Source organism: Buchnera aphidicola (Hyalopterus amygdali), assembly GCF_964059015.1.
Taxonomy (GTDB): Bacteria; Pseudomonadota; Gammaproteobacteria; order Enterobacterales; family Enterobacteriaceae; genus Buchnera; species Buchnera aphidicola_BN.
The window spans coordinates 247151-267429 of record NZ_OZ060383.1 but is presented as its reverse complement, the minus strand read 5'-3'; the positions used below and the strand labels follow the sequence as shown (position 1 = coordinate 267429).

General features: G+C 25.1%; 14 protein-coding genes and 1 pseudogene. 5 read left to right on the top strand and 10 right to left on the bottom strand.

The window, feature by feature from the left end; genetic code table 11:
- The first annotated feature begins 49 nt into the window (after positions 1-49).
- Positions 50-1771: a proline--tRNA ligase gene (locus tag AB4W74_RS01235; RefSeq protein ID WP_367682195.1), complete on the top strand. Its 1722-nt coding sequence runs from the start codon at positions 50-52 to the stop codon at positions 1769-1771.
- 239 nt (positions 1772-2010) lie between these two features.
- On the opposite strand, the gene dnaE is transcribed toward AB4W74_RS01235, so the two are convergent.
- From dnaE to rpsB, 9 genes are all read right to left on the bottom strand, one after another.
- The gene (dnaE, locus tag AB4W74_RS01230; RefSeq protein WP_367682194.1) at positions 2011-5268 is read right to left on the bottom strand and encodes a DNA polymerase III subunit alpha; all 3258 of its coding nucleotides are present in this window, start codon (positions 5266-5268) and stop codon (positions 2011-2013) included.
- 30 nt (positions 5269-5298) lie between these two features.
- Complete coding sequence (fabZ, locus tag AB4W74_RS01225; RefSeq protein ID WP_367682193.1) at positions 5299-5760, bottom strand: 3-hydroxyacyl-ACP dehydratase FabZ; 462 nt, start codon at positions 5758-5760, stop codon at positions 5299-5301.
- 77 nt (positions 5761-5837) lie between these two features.
- The gene (bamA, locus tag AB4W74_RS01220; RefSeq protein WP_367682192.1) at positions 5838-8237 is read right to left on the bottom strand and encodes an outer membrane protein assembly factor BamA; all 2400 of its coding nucleotides are present in this window, start codon (positions 8235-8237) and stop codon (positions 5838-5840) included.
- Between the two features lie 174 nt (positions 8238-8411).
- Positions 8412-9155: a polyprenyl diphosphate synthase gene (gene uppS / locus AB4W74_RS01215; RefSeq protein ID WP_367682191.1), complete on the bottom strand. Its 744-nt coding sequence runs from the start codon at positions 9153-9155 to the stop codon at positions 8412-8414.
- 74 nt (positions 9156-9229) lie between these two features.
- Positions 9230-10426: a 1-deoxy-D-xylulose-5-phosphate reductoisomerase gene (ispC, locus tag AB4W74_RS01210; RefSeq protein WP_367682190.1), complete on the bottom strand. Its 1197-nt coding sequence runs from the start codon at positions 10424-10426 to the stop codon at positions 9230-9232.
- Positions 10427-10510: 84 nt separating this feature from the next.
- Entirely contained in the window at positions 10511-11068 is a 558-nt protein-coding gene (gene frr / locus AB4W74_RS01205; protein ID WP_367682189.1) for a ribosome recycling factor, read from the bottom strand.
- Between the two features lie 66 nt (positions 11069-11134).
- Positions 11135-11857: a UMP kinase gene (gene pyrH, locus AB4W74_RS01200; protein ID WP_367682188.1), complete on the bottom strand. Its 723-nt coding sequence runs from the start codon at positions 11855-11857 to the stop codon at positions 11135-11137.
- 83 nt (positions 11858-11940) lie between these two features.
- Positions 11941-12744: a translation elongation factor Ts gene (gene tsf, locus AB4W74_RS01195; protein ID WP_367682187.1), complete on the bottom strand. Its 804-nt coding sequence runs from the start codon at positions 12742-12744 to the stop codon at positions 11941-11943.
- Positions 12745-12796: 52 nt separating this feature from the next.
- Entirely contained in the window at positions 12797-13528 is a 732-nt protein-coding gene (gene rpsB, locus AB4W74_RS01190) for a 30S ribosomal protein S2 (RefSeq protein WP_367682186.1), read from the bottom strand.
- Positions 13529-13856: 328 nt separating this feature from the next.
- Here rpsB and map point away from each other — a divergent pair, with 328 nt between their 5' ends.
- Entirely contained in the window at positions 13857-14642 is a 786-nt protein-coding gene (gene map / locus AB4W74_RS01185; protein WP_367682185.1) for a type I methionyl aminopeptidase, read from the top strand.
- Between the two features lie 67 nt (positions 14643-14709).
- Positions 14710-15534 (top strand): 2,3,4,5-tetrahydropyridine-2,6-dicarboxylate N-succinyltransferase, encoded by an 825-nt coding sequence (gene dapD / locus AB4W74_RS01180; RefSeq protein WP_367682184.1) that lies wholly within the window; start codon positions 14710-14712, stop codon positions 15532-15534.
- Between the two features lie 46 nt (positions 15535-15580).
- On the opposite strand, the gene degP is transcribed toward dapD, so the two are convergent.
- Positions 15581-17023, bottom strand: coding sequence for a serine endoprotease DegP (gene degP, locus AB4W74_RS01175; protein WP_367682183.1), 1443 nt, complete (start codon positions 17021-17023; stop codon positions 15581-15583).
- 234 nt (positions 17024-17257) lie between these two features.
- On the opposite strand from degP, the pseudogene AB4W74_RS01170 reads away from it, so the two are divergent.
- Together AB4W74_RS01170 and ilvI are read left to right on the top strand one after the other, a co-directional pair.
- Positions 17258-18306: pseudogene (locus AB4W74_RS01170) on the top strand (FAD:protein FMN transferase).
- Positions 18307-18563: 257 nt separating this feature from the next.
- Positions 18564-20279, top strand: coding sequence for an acetolactate synthase 3 large subunit (ilvI, locus tag AB4W74_RS01165; protein ID WP_367682182.1), 1716 nt, complete (start codon positions 18564-18566; stop codon positions 20277-20279).

Sequence of the window (20279 nt, the reverse complement as noted above, 5' to 3'; positions counted from 1 at the left end):
TGAATGTTTTTTAATAAATCGTACTTATTTTTTATCGAGATTTTTTCATATGCGTGCGAGTCAATATTTATTCTTTACTCTAAAAGAAATACCCAATAGTGCAAAAATTATTAGTCATCAACTTATGCTAAAAAGTGGAATGATTAGAAAACTATCTTCAGGCTTATATATTTGGCTACCAACAGGTATAAAAATATTAAATAAAATAAAAAAAATTATTCAAAATGAAATGGAAAAAATAAATGCTTGTGAAATTTTAACACCAATTATACAACCTGAAAAATTATGGGAAAATAGTGGACGATTAAATATATACGGACAAGAACTTCTAAAATTTTACGATCGACGAAATCAAAAATTTATACTTGGTCCTACTAATGAAGAAGTTATAACCAAGTTTATTGGAGATGAAATTTATTCATATACAGAACTTCCATTAATTATATATCAAATTCAAACAAAATTTAGAGATGAAATACGACCAAGATTTGGTGTTATTCGATCACGAGAATTTATTATGAAAGACGCATACTCTTTTCATTCTAATTCAAAATGTTTAGAAAAAACATATAATATTTTTCATCAAAGTTATATCAATATACTGAATCAAGTGAATCTTAAATTTCGTGTGGTAAGTGGAGATTCAAAGTCTATGGGAGGCAATATTTCACACGAATTTCAAGCTTTATCTGAAAATGGTGAAGATGAAATTGTTTTTTCAAAAAATACTTCATATGCCTCAAATATTAATACAGCAGAATCAATAGAAAGTGTTAATTTTACTAAAGAAAAAAAACCAAATATTCATAATAGCAATATAAAAAGTAAGAAATCTATAAAAAATATTAATGAATTTAAAAAACCAATTAAAAATCTTATAAAAACAATTTTAATTCGCACTAAAATTAAAAATAATTCTTCTATAGCTGCTTTACTAATTCGAGAAGAACATCAATTAAACTTATTTAAAATAGAAGAAATTGATATTGTTGAAAAACCATTATCCTTCATTAATGAAGAAGAAATTGTTCAACTAATGGGAGTAGAATCAAAATTTTTAGGCCCTTTTGGATTAAATATTCCTATATTTGCCGATGTTTCTGTTTATTATATGAAAAATTTTACTATTGGAGCAAATATTAATGGAAATTTTTTTGTTAATGTCAATTGGAACGTAGATATACCCATTCCAACTATCAAAGATATTAGAAAAATAACAAAAAGAGATACAAGTCCAGATGGATCAACATGTTTAGAAATTAAAAAAAGCATTGAAATTGGACATATTTTCCAATTAGGAACAGAATATTCTAAAAAAATGAATATAATGATACAAGAAAAAAATAACAAAAAAAGAAACGTGCACATGGGATGTTATGGCATTGGGATAACACGTATGATCGCTGCTATCATAGAACAAAATTACGATCAAAATGGAATTATTTGGCCTAATTCAATCTCTCCTTTTGAAGTTGTTATTCTACCTTTAGGTTTTAATCGATATATACATATTAAAACTATTGCAGAAAATTTGTATAAAAAATTTAAAAAGGAGAAAATAGACGTTATGTTATATGATCGTAATGAAAGACCAGGAGTGATGTTTAATCAAATTGATTTAATTGGAATTCCTCATCAAATTATAATTAGTCCACGTCATGTTCAAAAAGATAATGTTGAATATCGAGCAAGACGAAATAAAAAAAGTATATTTATTAACATAAAAGATATTTATTTCTTTTTAAGAAAAAAAATAGATTTAAATATATAAAATTTTTTTTTAAAAATACTCAACACACATCTTATATTTTTCAATTAATGAATTAAGTTTGACTAAAAATTTATTGTTTATAACAATTAACCATATTTTTACTAATTTTAATTCAGAATCTATATTCTCTGTTTTTAAGAAAACATGAACAGGAATTTTTCCTATAGACTGTTTTTGAAAAAAATAATAAATCTCTTTTAAAAAACATTTATCTATTTTATTTTTATTTAACATAATTATTAGTTTACTAACATATTTTTTCTTGCCAAATTTAAATTCATAATCGCATATGCTGTCATTTTTAAAATCTTATTTTTCATTAAATTATAATCTATAATACCTGTAATAATTAATATTTCATTTAATTTTAATAAATTTTCACATGTATTTAATAAATCTTTAAAAACTACTACTTCTAAACGACGCACTTTATCATCTAAAATTAAAATAGCAATACGATGTTTATTTTTTGTTACTTTGATTTTAATAGAGACAACTACTCCAGCAATAATTATTTGTTTTTTACTGCTATTAATAGCTTTTCTCCTAGAGAGAGTTAAATTCTTAATATAGTATTTTAGTTCTTCTGAATGCTTATCGATAGGATGTTCTGTAAGATACAAACCTAATACTTTATATTCATTTTCTAACTTATTTTTTTCATTAAAAGAAGAATTTAATAGAGTATTGTTATTTTTTAAAATATTTAATTCTTCTTTAAATGAACCAAATAAACTTTCTTGTTTAAACTTTTTTATTTTATCATGTTCTTTTGCTACTTGAATGGCATCTTGAATTAAAGATAGTAAATAACTTCTATTTTCTTTAAAACAATCACAACTACCAGACATAATTAATTTTTCTAACACTGTACGAGTAATTTTATTATGATCCGTACGAATACAAAGATCAAATAAATCACAAAAAATACCGTTTTTTTCTCTTTCTTCGATCAGATTACATATTGAATTTTCTCCTATTCCTTTAATAGCTCCTAGTCCATAAATTATACTTTGTTCATCATTAACATAAAATTTATATTTACTTAAATTAATATTTGGGGGAACGATTTTTATCCCCATTTTAATAGATTCATTAATTAAAACTACAATTTTTTCTGTATTATCTATATCAGATGTCATAGTAGAAGCCATAAATTCAGCAGGATAATGCGATTTCAACCATAATGTTTGATACGATACCATTGCATAAGCCACAGAATGAGATTTATTAAATCCATATCCTGAAAATTTTTCTAATAAATCAAATATTTTTACAGCTAACTGTATATCAATTCCATTTTTTTTAGCTCCTTCTATAAAAATAGATCTTTGTTGAGCCATATCTTTTGCATTTTTTTTGCTCATAGCTCTTCTTAAAATATCCGCTTTTCCTAAAGTATAACCTGATAAAACCTGAGCAATTTGCATTACTTGTTCTTGATATAGAATAATACCGTATGTAGAATATAATATTGGTTTTAATGACAAATGTTGCCACTTATGATCAGGATATGCAATATCTTCATATCCATGTTTACGATTAATAAAATTATCTACCATTCCCGATTGAAGAGGTCCAGGTCTAAAAAGAGCAATTAATGCGACTATATCGTCGAAACAATCTGGTTGTAATCGTTTAATTAAATCTTTCATCCCATATGACTCTAATTGAAAAATAGCAGTCGTCTCACATTTTTTTAATAAATTAAAACATTTTTTATCATTGATTGGAATGTTATTAATATTTAATTTTCTTTTATTATTCAACAATTTATTTGTATTAATCATATCTACTGTATAACTAATAGTGGTTAACGTACGTAAACCAAGAAAATCAAATTTTAATAATCCGACATATTCTATATCATTTTTGTCAAATTGAGTTATAGGATTATTGCCTTTTTCATCACAATATACTGGGCAAAAATCAGTAATTGTAGTAGGAGAAATAACTACACCTCCTGCATGTTTTCCAACATTACGATTTATACCTTCTAATTTTTTTGATATATCTATCAATTTTTTTATATCTTCATCATTTTTATAGAGATTATATAATTCTGAACCTTTAGAAAAAGCATCTTTTAATCTGATACCAGGATCTGAAGGAACTAATTTAGATAAATTATTAATAAAACCATAAGGGTATCCTAAAACTCTTCCAACATCTCTAATTACAGCCTTAGCTGTCATTGTACCAAAAGTAATAATTTGAGATACTGCATCTCTACCATATATTTTTATTACATGATCAATTACTTGATCTCGTTTTTCCATACAAAAATCAACATCAAAATCAGGCAATGAAATACGTTCAGGATTCAAAAATCGTTCAAATAATAAATCAAAAAATAATGGATCTACTTCAGTGATCTCTAATACATATGCTACCAAAGAACCTGCACCTGAACCTCTGCCAGGACCAACAGGAATATTATGATCTTTTGCCCATTTTATAAACTCCATAACAATTAAAAAATAACTAGGAAAACCCATATTATTAATTATTCTTAGTTCTTCATTTAAACGATTTTTATACTTAATATAAATTTCTTTATTTACTTTTAAAAAATTTGATGTTAAACGTTTTTTTAACCCTTGCTTAGAAATTTTAACTAAATAATTTTCAATACTTTCTTGTCCTGTAGGAAATTTAGGTAAAAAATATTGACCAGATTTGATAAAAACATTACAGCGCTTTGAAATTTCTATACTATTAACAATTGCTTCTGGGACATCTGAAAAAAGAGAAGACATTTCTTCTTGAGTTTTTAAAAATTGGTGTTTACTATAATTATTTTGAATCTTTGATTCTTTTAATATCATGCCTTCATTAATCGCAATTCTGATTTTGTGAATTTTAAAATCTTCTTTTTTTAAAAAGCATACATCATTAGTCGCAACAACGGGGATATCTTGAGAATAAGATAAATCTATAGCGAGATTTAAATATTTTTCTTCATTTTCTCTATTAGTACGCATTAACTCTAAATAATAGGAACCAGAAAAATATTTTTTATAAAAATTTAAACAAGTAGATATCAATGAAGAGTTACCACGTAATAAAACTTTACCCATTTCACCTTGACAACCTCCAGATAGTAATATCAATCCATTATTTAATTCTGATAACCACTCTTTTTTTATTGTCACATTTTTTTCATAAAAATATCCTTTTTTACAAGCACGAGAAATTAATAAAATTAAATTTTTATATCCTTCTTTAGTCGCAGCTAATATAGTTAATTCCATTAATTCATTTTTTATTAATTCAGAAAAAAAGTTTACTGTAGCTCCAATAATAGGTTTTAAACCATACTGATGAGCTAATTTATAAAATTTTATTACACCATATAAATTATTAAAATCTGTAATTGCCATAGCCATCATTTTTAAAGATACCGCTTTTTTTACTAGTTCTTCTGGTTTTGATAAACCATTAACAATTGAATAATCACTATGCACATGAAGATGTACAAATTTTTCTAAGTTCATCTATTTTGCCTAAATTTCAAATAAAATATATTACTTATCTAAGAATTGTTTTTTAGCAAAAATTATAGTAGATTTACAAACATTTTTGTTCTCAACCATCGCAAAAATTTTAAATTTAAGAAAATTTTTTTTAGATTTTAAAAAGATTACTGTAATAACAATCTGATCACCAGGGATAACAATTTTTTTAAATCGTGTGTTATCAATACCTACAAAATAATATAATTTATTTATATTTAATTCACCTGTACTTTTGTATATTAAAATAGCTGCTGCTTGTGTCATGGCTTCAATAATTAAAACACCAGGAAAAATTGGTTCTTCTAAAAAATGACCTCGAAAACAAGGTTCGTTTATAGTACAATTTTTAATTGCTTTTAAATATTGAAACTTCTTAAAATGTAAAACACGATCAACAAGTAAAAAAGGATAGCGATGTGGCAAAACTTGTAGAATATCTTGAATATCTAAAATATTATTATTGAAATTCAAAATAATGACCTATTTAAAATAAAAAAACGAATACACAAAATATTTACATTTATTAAATACAATTAATTTCTGTTATATCACCAATGTTTTCCAATATTAAATTGAAATGCTTCTAATTGGCTATTTTTATGTTTATGAATAGGATATGAATACGAAAAAGATATTGGCCCAACAGGAGAAATCCACTGTAAAGAAATGCCAACTGATGAATAGATACTATTAAAATTATTATAATCTATTGAATTAAGGGAATGAAAATTTTCTTTTTTTTCTAATTTAGTATCCCAAATATTTCCTACATCGAAAAAAAATGAAGATCTAAGAAACTTGTTATATTCATCTTTAATAAATGGAATGGGAGTAATTAATTCTAAATTAGCAATCATCATAGCATTTCCGCCAATTGAATCAGTTGATTCACATAAATTTTTATTTGTATTATATTCGGTGCATTCTTCTAATTCAGACATGGTAAAAAATTTTTTAGGACCAATAGTATTTGCACGAAATCCACGAATATTATTTTCATCAATGGAATGAAAGTTTTCATAAAAAGGTAATTTTTCTTTGTTAAAACTATTTCCCATACCAGCTCGAAGATGAGTTAAAAATATAAATTTTTTTTCTTTATCTAATGGTATATATTGTTCTCCATCAAATAATAATTTATAGAAATTATTATCAGAACCAGGAATAGTATTCTTTGCACTAATATAAGTTTGATTTCCAGACATAGGAAAATAAAAATGTTTTAAGGTATCATGTACTAATGAATAATTTAAAGTAAAATCATCTACTAAACTATTTTTTAAAAATTTATCATGAGATATATTTTTAAAGTCTAATTTCATTTTTTCTTTTTTATTCAATAAACCATTATGGGTATATCCAAAACCAATATTTACTCTATTAAATGGATTAATTAGGAAACCTACATCACTTTCAAATCCAGCAGTACTTTTTATTAAAGTAGAAGCACTATGTATATTATATTTAAAATCATTATAAAATATTCTAGTACTTACATGAGTACTAGTATTAATAAAATATGGATATATCATTGATAAATCGGCATACTTTTGATTATCATTTTTTATTACGCTAAATTTTAATGCGTTACCAGAACCAAATAAATTATCTTGAGAAAGAGATGCATTAAAACTCAATCCGCTATCTCGACCATAACCTAAACCAAAATTCAAAGAACCAGTAGGTTGTTCTGCAACTTTATAAACAATATCAACTGCATTTTCTTTATTAGATAAGATTTTTTTTTCTATATTTATATTACGCAAAAATTTTATTTTTTCTAATGATTGTTTGCCTAATTCTATTAATTTTAAATCAAACCATTCACCTTCTATTTGTTTTATTTCACGACGTAAAACTATATCTTTAGTTAGTTGATTTCCTTGGAAATTTATCTTATTAACAAAATAGCGTTTTTCAATATCTATATTGAAATTCAAAATAATTTTGTTTTCTTGAAAATCAATTTCTGGATGAATAATAATTTTAGGATTGATATATCCATTTTCAGATAAAAATCTATATATTTTTTCAACAATTAAGGTAATTTTTTTTTCATTATATAATTCATTTTTTCGAATATTAATAATATTTTTAATCTTTTGATAAAAATGCAATAAGTTTCCATTAAGAAAAAAATGGGAAATTCTATATTTTTTACCTTCAGAAATATAAATTGTGATATTGACTTTATTTTTATTTTTAAAAAAACTGACTATTTTTTTATTTATATTAAAATAATAATATCCTGAATTTAAATAAAAATTAGTTAAATTTTTTAAATCTTCTTCTAATTTTTGAGAAGAATAAATAGGTTTTTCTAAAAAACTCCACCAATATTTTTTATTTTTTAGATTAAATAATGAAATTAATTTTTTTTGAGAAAAATTCTTATTTCCAATAATTTTAATATTATTTATTTCTGATACTTCATTTTCTTGAATTAATACTATTATATTTACTTTATTATTTAAGTTAGTTTTTTTAAATATCTTTATATTAGCATTATATCTTCCATTTTTATTATAAAATTCTTTTATGTTCTTTATAAAAATAGTATTTAAAATAGGATTAAATAAATTACCTTCTTGAATTCCTAGTTTATTCAGATATTCTTTAAGAAAAGAACATTTAATTATTTTATTTCCTAATAATACAACATTAGAAATAATAGGTTGTTCTTTAATTTTAAAAATAATCTTTTTATTTAAATAATAAACTTTAATATCTGAAAATTTTCCAGTTTGGAATAAAGATTTGATACTACGTTTGACATCATTTTTAGATATTCTGTTTCCAGTATTTAAAAAAATATCTTTTAACACCTCACTTTTCGAAAAATATTTTAATCCTTCAAATTGAATATTTTCTATACTCCATATATTTTTTGAAAAAACATGAGTACTAAAAAAAATGATAAAAATTATCAAAAAAGATCTAATTAACATTATTATTACATTTTTTCCTGCAATATATTTCTTACATTTTATAGTGTTACATTTATGATCTCTAATATAAGAAATATTACGAATTAAAAAGGATGAGTTTAAAAAAATATCTATTAAAATAATTATTTACGAAAATTTTTTATTTAAAAAAAATGTTTTTTAAAATTTGTTTAGTTATTTTTTTATCCTTCCGAAACGACGTTCACGAGTAAAAAAATAATCAATTGCCTCCTGAAAAGTAGATTGATTAAAATCAGGCCATAAAATATCAGTAAAATATAATTCAGAATAAGCTATTTGCCATAATAAAAAATTACTAATTCTTTTTTCTCCACCTGTTCTAATTACTAAATCCACTGGTGATAATTCACTGGTAGATAAATATTGAGAAAAATTTTGTTCTTGAATTTTTTTAATATCTAAAATACCTTTTTGAACTGCTTGAATAATTCTTTTTGTTGCTTGTATAATATCCCATCGTCCACTATAATTTGCAGCGATATTTAAAATTAAACCACTATTTTTTAAGGTTTTTTTTTCTGCTTTATAAATATAATTTTGTAATTTTTTATTAAAAAAACTTTTTTCTCCAATAATTTTCAAACGAATATTATATTTATTTAAATTATTTATTTCATTCTTTAAAGCAAAAAAAAATAATTCCATTAATCCCATGATCTCTATTTTTGGACGTTTCCAATTCTCTTTACTAAAAGCATATAAAGTAAGTATTTTTATATTTCTTTTCACTGCAAATTTAACTATTTTTTTTGCTGTTTTAAAACCTTCTTTGTGACCTAAAGTACGTATTTTCCCTTTTCTTTCAGACCATCGTCCGTTACCATCCATAATAATTGCTATGTGACGAAGATTTTCTTCTTGAATTTTTTTATTTTTTAATAAAGATTTATGTAACATAATTTATATAAATTACTCTTGAAAAATTTTTTTAATATTTAAATAAAATATTCATATATTTTTTTAAAATCTCGTTATGAAATTAAAGATTGTATTTTTTTTTCAGATTTTATTCTTGTTCTCATATCAATTTCTATGATTTCTTCAATTGAATATGGCTCTAAAAAAGAAGATGACATTAAAATATCAGTATTAATTTCAGCAATCTTATTAAAACTAATTTTTGAATTTAAAAAAGCTGATACAGTAACTTCATTCACAGCATTTAAAACAGTCATTGCAGCTTGACCTTCAGAAAAAGCATCGAGAACTAATTTTAAACATGGAAATTGTTTAAAATTCGGTTCAAAAAAAGTTAAACTATTTAATTTTTTAAAGTTTAGAAAACTAGCTCCAGAAGATATTCGATTTGGCCAAGACATGGCGTACGAAATAGCCACTTTCATATCAGGAACTGAAAGTTGTGCTAAAATTGCTCCATCAATATATTCAACCATAGAATGAATAATTGACTCAGGATGGATTAAAATGTTGATTTCTGAACAAGATGCATTGAATAGCCACTTTGCTTCAACATATTCAAAACCTTTGTTTATCATAGTCGCTGAATCTACTGATATTTTTTTTCCCATTGACCAATTTGGATGCGAACATACTTCTGAAGGTGTAACAAAAGATAAATTTTTTTTCTTATCTTCATAAAATGGTCCACCAGAAGCAGTTAATATAATTGATTTAATGCCATTTTTATTTAAATTAGCAATACCTAAATTTTTTTGTACATATTCAGGTAAAACTTGAAAAATGGCATTATGTTCACTATCAATAGGAATAATCTTAGCTTTACTAGAAGATAAAGCTTGCATAAAAATTAAACCACACGTAACTAAAGATTCTTTATTAGCCAATAAAATTGTTTTTCCAGCTTTTATTGCAGAAAGAGTTGGCAATAATCCTGCTATACCAACAATAGCAGATATAACTAAATCAATCTCTTTTAAAGATGCCAATTCGCAAATAGCTTTCTTACCAGATAAAACATGTGTTTTTATTTTTCTATCTTTTATTTGTTTTCTTAAAATATTAGCAGATTTTTTATCTTTCATAACTACCAAATCAGGAGAAAAAAGCTCGCATTGTTTTCTCATTAAAGAAACATTATTATTTGCTACTAAAGCCACTACTTTAAATAGAGAAGGATTTTTTTGAATAACAGACAATGCACTTCTACCAATAGATCCTGTAGATCCTAATATAGTTATTTTTTTCATAAAAATTTTTAATATTTAGAATATTAAATTATAAAAAATAATAGTGTATAAGAAAATTTAAAGGTATAAAAAAATTTTATAAATTTAAAAATTCATCAATTCTTTTTCCTTGTCTAATAATATCAAATCTATTTTTTTAATATAATCATCTGTCATCATTTGTATTTTATTTTGAGCAATATGCTCATTATCCTCACTAATGGTTTTACTCTTTACTTGATTTTTTATTTTAATATTAGAATCTCTTCGAATATTTCGTATATAAATTCGTGCAGTTTCTGCATTATTACGTACTAATTTAATTAAATTTTTTCTTCGCTCTTCTGTTAAGCCAGGTATGGGCACAATAATATCTTTTCCATTAATTACTGGATTTAAATCAAGATTTGAATTTAAAATAGTTTTTCGAATTAAAGATGTACTACAATTATCAAAAACATTAATTTTTAGAGTATGATGATCCTGAACTACTATGTTGGATATTTGATATAAAGGAACCTTAGAACCAAAATAGTCAACGTAAATATTTTTCAGTAATTCTGGAGATGCTCGTCCAGTTCGAACATTACTTACCTGAATTTTAAAATTTTTAATACATGATTTCATTTGTTTATTACTTTGAATATAAATTTCATTAATCACACGCTTACCTATACAATGTATTTTTAATATTTATAACTTTTTAAACATTGACTTTACTCACAAAAATTACTCAATAAGAGTACCTTCATCATATCCTTTCATAATTTGATATAAAGATCTAGGCTTATTAATATTAAAAACTCGAATTGGTATTTTATGATCTCTAGCTAAAGAAAAAGCTGATAAATCCATAACTTTTAATTCTTTTTGAAGAACATCTTGATAAGTTAATTTTTTATACAGAGTTGCTTGAGGATATTTTTTCGGATCCTGTGAATAAACCCCATCAACTTGTGTTCCTTTTAAAATAATATCTGCATGTGTTTCAATACCGCGTAAACATGCAGCAGAATCAGTTGTAAAAAGAGGATTTCCAGTACCAGCAGAAAAAATCACCACATAATTTTTAGATAATAAATTTATTGCTTGTTCATAATTATATCCAACACATATACCATCTATCGGCATAGATGACATAATATAAGTTGGAATAGAATAAGAATTCATAATGTCTCTCATGGCTAAACTATTAATAACAGTTGATAAAATACCTATATGGTCTGCTGCTATTCGGTTTATTCCTAATTGAGATAAAGTTGAACCACGAAATAAATTTCCACTTCCTATTACCAGTCCTAACTGAATGCCTGTATTTAATGTTAATTTAATTTCTTTTGTTATTTTTTCTAAAGATTTTATATCAATACCAAATTTATTTGATCCCTGTAAAACTTCACCACTTATTTTGAGTAAAACACGGTGATATATAAATTTTGTATTGGTCGACATATTTTTTAACCTAGATAAATTTTTTATTTTTTTAAGATTAACTAGAATATTATTTTTGTGCCATAAGTAATTATTACTTAAAATTAATTCACATCACTCAATCCAACTTCAAATCTTGTAAAAGATATAATTCGAGAATTATTTTCATCGAGAATTGATCCGACTGTTTTTTTAGGATCCATAATAAACAATTGACCAGTTAGCGAAATATTGTTAACAAATTTATTCATTCGCCCTTGAACTATTTTTTGTAATATACTAGGGGATTTATTATGTTTTTTTGCTAATTCCAACTGAATTTTATACTCACGTTGAAAAACGGAATCAGATATATCATTTGGAGATAAATATTCAGGTTTACTTGCAGCAATATGCATCGCAATATTTTTTAAAATTTTTTTATTTAGATTAATTGCGCTAATCAATACACCAATTCGACCACTATGTAAATAAGAAACTATATTATCACCTTCAATAAAAATAAATCTTTTAATATTAATATTTTCACCTACTTTTGAAATTAATTCTTTTTTTTTCGTTTCAAAAACACTTTTTATATCATCAATGTTCCTTATATTTTTTAATAACGCTGTTAAAACTATTTCTTTTCCTAATGAAGAAAACAAATTATCTTTTGCAACAAAGTCTGTTTGACAATTTAATTCGAGCATAGCACCAATTTTATTTTGAATTTCAACAAATATCAATCCTTGATTTGTAACGTTATGAATTTTTTTTTCAGCTTGTGCTTGTCCGGATTTTCTTAAATTATCAATTGATAATTCAATATCTCCATGTTCTTCTATAAGTGCTCGTTTACACTCCATAAAACCAGCCCCTGTACGCAATCTCAACTGTTTAATTAAAGAAGAGGTAATATTAGTCATAAATATTATGTCCTTTTGAAGTTTTAACTAAAAAAAATTATTTATATTATAATTAAAAATGAATATTTTTTTCTGAATCTAATGACGTTTTATGAAATAAGTTATTATTTTTATTTTTAGAAATACTAATTGATACAGCTTTTAAATATAATGTTACTGATCTAATAGCATCGTCATTTCCAGGTATTACATAATCTACACCGTCAGGATTAGAATTCGTATCAACTATAGAAAATACAGAAATACCTAAATTATTTGCTTCTTTAATTGCAATATTTTCATGAGCAGCATCAATCACGAACAAACAATCGGGCAATCCTCCCATATTTTTAATGCCGCCTAAACTATTTTCTAATTTGAATAATTCTCGTGTTCTAATCAATGCTTCTTTCTTAGTAAGTTTTGAAAAAGTGCCATCTTGAGACTCTATTTCTAAATCTTTTAAACGTTTTATAGATTGACGAACAGTTTTCCAATTAGTTAACATTCCTCCTAACCAACGATGATTAACATAAAATTGATTGCAATTTATAGCTGTTTCTTTTATTTTTTTACTTGCAGCTCTTTTAGTACCTACAAAAAGTATTTTCCCTTTTTTTAAAGAAATTTTTTTTAATTCAGATAATGCAAAATTAAACATCGGTAGAGTTTTTTCTAAATTAATAATATGAACTTTATTTCGAGAACCAAAAATAAACGGTTTCATTTTTGGATTCCAATAACGTGTTTGATGTCCAAAATGAACCCCTGCTTTTAACATATCGCGCATTGATACTACTTCCATGACTACCTCTTAATAAAAAATAAAAATTTAAAGTTTAATTATAATTTTGATAAAATCATAAAAGTAACGTTTAAAAAGATAAATCTAATTAAATATCTATTTTTTTAAAAAAACTAATATATTAAATATTTTCTATGAATTTATTCAAACAAATTTAATTATAAATATATCATATTCAATATTAAGAATAATAACAATTATTTACATCTTTTAGTTTTATTTTTTAAAGGATAAATCAAATAATTACATAAAAAATATTCTAATTAGAATTTAAAACGTATAATTTAAATATTTTAAATTTGATTAAATATAAAAATTGGTCAATATAATGAATTGTATAATTAAAACAAAATCAGAAATTGAAAAAATTAAAACAGCTGGAAAAATAGCTGCAGAAGTATTAGAAATGATTGAAAAATACATTAAACCTAATATTAGCACAGAAGAAATCAATAATATTTGTCATGATTTTATCATTAAAAAAAATGCTGTTTCAGCATGTTTGGGATATCATGGTTTTCCAAAATCTATTTGTATATCTGTTAATGATGTAGTTTGTCATGGAATACCAAATAAGAATCAAATTTTAAAATCTGGAGATATAGTTAATGTTGATGTAACAGTTTTAAAAAAAAAATATTATGCTGATACTTCAAAAATGTTCCTCGTAGGTAAAACTAATTTTTTATCTCAACGATTATGTAAAATTGCTCAAGAAAGTTTATACGAGTGTTTTAATATATTAAAACCAGGTCTACCTTTATATGAAATTGGAACAACCATTCAAAATTATGTTGAAAAACACAATTTTTCAGTTGTAAGAGAATATTGTGGACATGGTATCGGACGTTCATTCCACGAAGAACCACACGTATTACACTATAAGAATAAAAGCAATATTTTTTTAAAAAAAGGTATGATTTTTACTATTGAACCAATGATTAATGCTGGTCATCATGAAGTAAAATGTATGAATGATGGCTGGACCGTTAAAACTAAAGATCATTCTTTATCAGCACAATATGAACATACTATATTAATCACAAAAAACGGATGTGATATTTTAACATGGCAAAAAAATGAAAAAATACCATCAAATTTTATTAATAAATAAAAATTTACTGTATATTAATAATTTTATATTAAAATTATAAAAATAATTAAACAGGTTGATTTAAATAATGCAAAAATTTAAAGAAATAATTGAAAATACTTATACAAAAAAAAATGAAATCAACATAAATAACATCGATGCTAAAACTATAGAAACAATTCATTACATTATTGGCTTATTAAATGATGGAAAAATTAGAATTTCAGAAAAAAAAAATAATGTATGGATAACTCATCAATGGTTAAAGAAAACAATTTTATTGTATATTCATTTGAATGAAAATAAAATATTTGAAGGTAAAATAAGTAATTATTATGATAAAATTCCTCTTAAATATAAAAAATATAATAAAAAAAAATTTGAAAAAGAAAATATTAGGATAGTACCAACAGCTACAATTCGATATGGTTCATTTATTAACAGTAATACTATTATCATGCCATCATATGTCAATATCGGTGCATACATAGATGAAGGAACTATGATAGATACCTGGGCAACTGTTGGTTCATGTGCTCAAATTGGGAAAAACGTTCATTTATCTGGCGGAGCAGGTATCGGAGGAGTTTTAGAACCACTCCAAAATAATCCCACTATTATAGAAGATAACTGCTTTATTGGTGCAAGATCAGAAATAGTAGAAGGAGTTATTGTAGAAAAAGGTTCAGTAATTTCTATGGGTGTCTTTATAGGAAAAAGTACAAAAATATATAATAGAGAAACAGGAGAAATTTTATATGGAAAAGTTCCATCTAATTCCGTAGTAGTATCTGGAAGTTTGCCATCAAAAGATGGAAAATATAACTTATATGCTGCAATTATTGTAAAAAAAGTAGATCATAAAACACTCAATAAAGTTGAAATCAACCAAATTTTGCGTAATAAAAAATAAAAAGATAGAAACCGCCCGTTAATATGTCGGGCGGAAAATAAAGAAATTACTCACTCACCAAGTAAATTTTACTATTTCCTCTTTTTACAGTAAAAACTAATATATTCGGTTTTAGATCTAAAGCACTTTTTAGATCATCTAAATTATTTATTAACTTTTGATTGACTTCTATAATAATATCATCTTTTTTAAAACCAACTTTTGCGGCTTTAGTATTAACTTTTACATGTTCTACTTTTACACCTTTTTCTCCATTTGATAAATAGTTACTTAAATCAACACCTTCCAGACCTATATAAATATCCTTTGAATGAACAGTATTTTTTGAAGATGGTTGTAATTCAACAATTACACTTTGAATAATACCATTTCGGAAAATACCTAATTCCATTTTAGTAGATACTGGAAAAGATCCAACTTGAGCACGTAACGCAGCAAAACTAAAAATAGGTTTTTTATTTAAAGATACAATAATATCTCCCGCTTTAATACCTGCATAAAAAGCTGCAGAATCAGGTAAAACTTGACTTACAAAAGCACCTTTTTGAGAATTTATTTTCATTATTTTCGCTAGTTCTGAATTTAACTCCATACCTATAATACCTAATTCGCCACGTTTTACTTGTCCAAATTTAACCATTTGCGCAGTAAGATTTTTAACCATATTACCAGGAATTGCAAAACCAATTCCAATATTACCTCCATCTGGTGCTAGTATTGCGGTATTAATACCAATTAGTTCACCATTTAAATTAACTAAGGCTCCTCCAGAATTACCTCTATTAATGGCTGCATCAGTCTGAATAAAATTTTCGTACTGTTCAATATTTAGACCACTTCGTCCTAAAGCAGAAATAATACCAGAAGTAACAGTTTCGCCGAGACCATATGGATTACCAATGGCCACAGTATAGTCTCCTACTCGGAGGGTATCAGAATCAGCAATTTTTATTGCACTTAAATTATCTGCATTTTTTAATTGTATTAAAGCAATATCAGAACGTGCATCTTTTCCAATTATACGAGCGTCATAACGACGTCCATCACTTAATTGAACATGAATTTTATTTGCGTTTTCTACAACGTGATTATTTGTTACAGCATATGCTTTATCAGCATTAATAATTACACCAGAACCTAAAGCATGAAATTTTTCATGTGTACTATTAGAATTTGGATGAGTATGACAAAAAGGGGAATCCCGAAATGGTGAATCACCTTGACAAAAAGGAGAATTATGACCAAAAAACGGTTCAAATTGATGAGGTATACGAGAACTATGAACTACGGTACTACCTTCAATATTAATACTAATTACTGAAGGCATTACTTTTTCTAGCATAGGAGCTAAGCTAGGAATGGGCTGTTTAGAGGGAATATTTTGAGTAGAAGTTGAAGTTGAAAAATTATTCCCCCAAGACATTCCAAAACTTAGTAGTAGCGTTAAAAAAAATATTACACCGCTTAATACTATATTTATTCTTTTCATTATTTCTTTCTCATAAATTACAATCTGATCTTATAGATAAAACAAATAAAAAAAACTATTATTGAATCAATATAAATTTTTAGTATACACTCCATCTTTAATTAACTCCATCGAGAGTTATTGGAAAATAAAAAAATAAATTTATTAAAATAAAACATTAGTAAAAAATTTTCGTTGAAAATTTTGCTAAAAAATTATATTAAAACAACTCTTTTTATTAATGGATAAAGTTAAATGATAATTTTAAATTTTATATTCATGATATTTCTCTTTTTTTTAATATCTTTCAATATCTTAAATCAACAATATTTTAATCATGAAAAGAAAAAAAAAATAATATTACAAGGAAAAACTATGGGTACATATTGGCAAATTAAAATACCGCATGTAGACAATAAATTTTATTTAAAAAATTTAATACAAAAAACTTTAGATAAAGATGAAGAAATGTTATCTTCATGGAAAAAAAATTCGATAATATATCAATTCAATCAACTCAAGAAAAACAAAATATTAAATATTAATAAAAATTTATTAAAAATTATTTTAATTAGTTTAAAAATAAATAAAAAAACATATGGAAAATTAGATATCACAATTGGAAAATTAATTAATATGTGGGGATTCGGTAATAAAAAAAAACCTTATAATTATCCTTCTATCAAAAAAATTCAAAAAAATATTTCCCTTACAGGAATCCAGCACTTAAAAATAACTAGTAATTCTATGGGAAATTATATTCAAAAAGATATAAATGGAATAGAAATTAACCTATCTACCTTAGGAGAAGGATTTGCTGTAGATCATATAGCTTCAATACTTAAAAAAAAAAAATAAAAGACTACATTGTCTCAGTTGGTGGAGCAATAAAAGTTTATATAAAAAAAGAAGATCAGGATAAAATTATCGCAATTCAAAAACCTACTGATAAAAAAAAATCAATTCACTTACTAATTCATTTAAGAAATCAATCAATTAGTACAGCCGGTACTTATCGTAACTACTACTATTTAAAAGAAAAAAAAATTTCACATCTTATTGACCCTACGACTGGCATGCCCACAAAAAGTGATTTAGTTTCTGTGAGTGTTATTTCATCAACTGCTTTAGAGGCTGATGGTTGGGATACAGGATTGCTTCTTTTAGGTTTTAAAAAAGCAAAAACACTAGCATTAAAAGAAAAGCTAGCCGTTTGTTTAATTAATCAAAAAAATAACTCTCTTTTTACATGGACATCACCTGAATTTAAAAAATTTATACTAAGAACGAAAAATGTTTATTAAATTAAAAAATTACTTTTAATATATTTAAATTTATTTCAATAGATTGATAATATTTATTATATTTGTAATAATATAAATTATCCTAATTAAAAAAATTAGTTTTCTAGACATTTTAAATTTATTATTATATTAAATAAACAATACAAAGAATTTTATATATTAAACAAATCTGATTTTATCTAAATAAACTATCAGGATAAACTACAAATAGAAAACTAGAAAATAAAACCTAATAAATTAGCATCCTGGAGGAAAAGTTGGAAATATTATCAGGAGCCGAAATGGTCATTAGATCATTAGTTAATCAGGGAATACAGCATATATTTGGTTATCCTGGTGGTGCCGTACTAGATATTTATGATGCCCTTAAAACTGTTGGGGGGATTGAACACATTTTAGTACGACACGAACAAGCTGCAACCCATATGGCGGATGGATACGCAAGATCTACTGGAAAAATAGGTGTTGTACTGGTGACTTCTGGTCCAGGTGCCACTAACGCTATTACTGGTATTGCTACAGCTTACATGGACTCTATTCCAATGATAGTGATTTCTGGTCAAGTAGCATCATCATTAATTGGGTACGACGCATTTCAAGAATGTGATATGATTGGTATTTCTCGTCCCATAGTAAAACATAGTTTTTTAGTAAAAAAAACTGAAGATATACCTACTGTTTTTAAAAAAGCTTTTTGGTTAGCATCTACTGGACGACCTGGACCAGTAGTTATTGATTTGCCAAAAGATATTTTAAAAAAAAGAAATAAATATAATTTTTCATGGCCAAAAAGCATACATATACGTTCTTATAATCCAAATACGAAAGGGCATCAAGGACAAATTAAAAAAGCATTACGTACATTATTAAAAGCGAAAAAACCTGTAATTTACGCAGGCGGTGGAATAATTACTTCTAATAGTAGCGAAGAATTACGTATATTTGCAGAAAAAATTCATTGCCCTGTGACGACTTCCTTGATGGGATTAGGTGCATTTCCAGGAAATCATACTCAAAGTATTTCTATGCTTGGCATGCATGGCACTTATGAAGCCAATATGACAATGCATCATGCCGATGTAATTTTTGCAATTGGTGTACGATTTGACGATAGAACAACAAACAACTTAAAAAAATACTGTCCAAATGCTACTATTTTACATATTGATATTGATCCTACCTCAATTTCTAAAACTGTTACAGCAGATATCCCTATTGTCGGCGATGCAAAACAAGTTTTAAAGGAAATGATAGAATTAATACAAAAAGAAAAACAAACAAACTCTTTAGAAGAGTGGTGGCATTCTATAGAAGAATGGAAAAAAATTAAAAGTTTAAAATATAATACAAAAAGTAATAAAATCAAACCACAAACAATTATTAAAACTCTTTTTAAGTTAACAAAAGGTGATTCCTATATCACTTCTGATGTAGGTCAACATCAAATGTTTACTGCACTATATTATCAATTTAATAAACCTAGACGTTGGATAAATTCAGGCGGATTAGGAACAATGGGTTTTGGTTTACCTGCTGCTTTAGGAGTAAAATTAGCTTTACCAAAAGCTACTGTAATTTGTATTACTGGAGATGGCAGTATTCAAATGAATATTCAAGAATTATCCACAGCACGACAGTATAATCTTTCTATTCTAATAGTTAATTTAAATAATTCATCTTTAGGTATGGTTAAACAATGGCAAGATATGATTTATTCTGGTAGACATTCACATTCCTATATGGATTCACTTCCAAATTTCGTGAATTTAGTTGAATCATATGGACATATTGGTGTAAAAGTAAATAAAAATGAAGAACTAGAAGAAAAATTAACTTTTGCATTTAAAAAATTATCCGAAGGAAATTTAGTTTTTGTAGATATTAACATAGATCATTCTGAGCATGTTTATCCCATGCAAATTCAAGGTGGCGGTATGAATGAAATGTGGTTAAGGAAAAAAGAGGTTTCCTAA

Bases quoted from the DNA above. Each gene is read 5' to 3' on its own strand.
- tsf (WP_367682187.1), bottom strand. From the start codon at position 12,744: ATGACTAATATTACCTCTTCTTTAATTAAACAGTTGAGATTGCGTACA.
- rpsB (WP_367682186.1), bottom strand. From the start codon at position 13,528: ATGGAAGTAGTATCAATGCGCGATATGTTAAAAGCAGGGGTTCATTTT.
- dnaE (WP_367682194.1), bottom strand. From the start codon at position 5,268: ATGAACTTAGAAAAATTTGTACATCTTCATGTGCATAGTGATTATTCA.
- bamA (WP_367682192.1), bottom strand. From the start codon at position 8,237: ATGTTAATTAGATCTTTTTTGATAATTTTTATCATTTTTTTTAGTACT.
- map (WP_367682185.1), top strand. From the start codon at position 13,857: ATGAATTGTATAATTAAAACAAAATCAGAAATTGAAAAAATTAAAACA.
- degP (WP_367682183.1), bottom strand. From the start codon at position 17,023: ATGAAAAGAATAAATATAGTATTAAGCGGTGTAATATTTTTTTTAACG.
- dapD (WP_367682184.1), top strand. From the start codon at position 14,710: ATGCAAAAATTTAAAGAAATAATTGAAAATACTTATACAAAAAAAAAT.
- AB4W74_RS01235 (WP_367682195.1), top strand. From the start codon at position 50: ATGCGTGCGAGTCAATATTTATTCTTTACTCTAAAAGAAATACCCAAT.
- ispC (WP_367682190.1), bottom strand. From the start codon at position 10,426: ATGAAAAAAATAACTATATTAGGATCTACAGGATCTATTGGTAGAAGT.
- pyrH (WP_367682188.1), bottom strand. From the start codon at position 11,857: ATGTCGACCAATACAAAATTTATATATCACCGTGTTTTACTCAAAATA.
- uppS (WP_367682191.1), bottom strand. From the start codon at position 9,155: ATGTTACATAAATCTTTATTAAAAAATAAAAAAATTCAAGAAGAAAAT.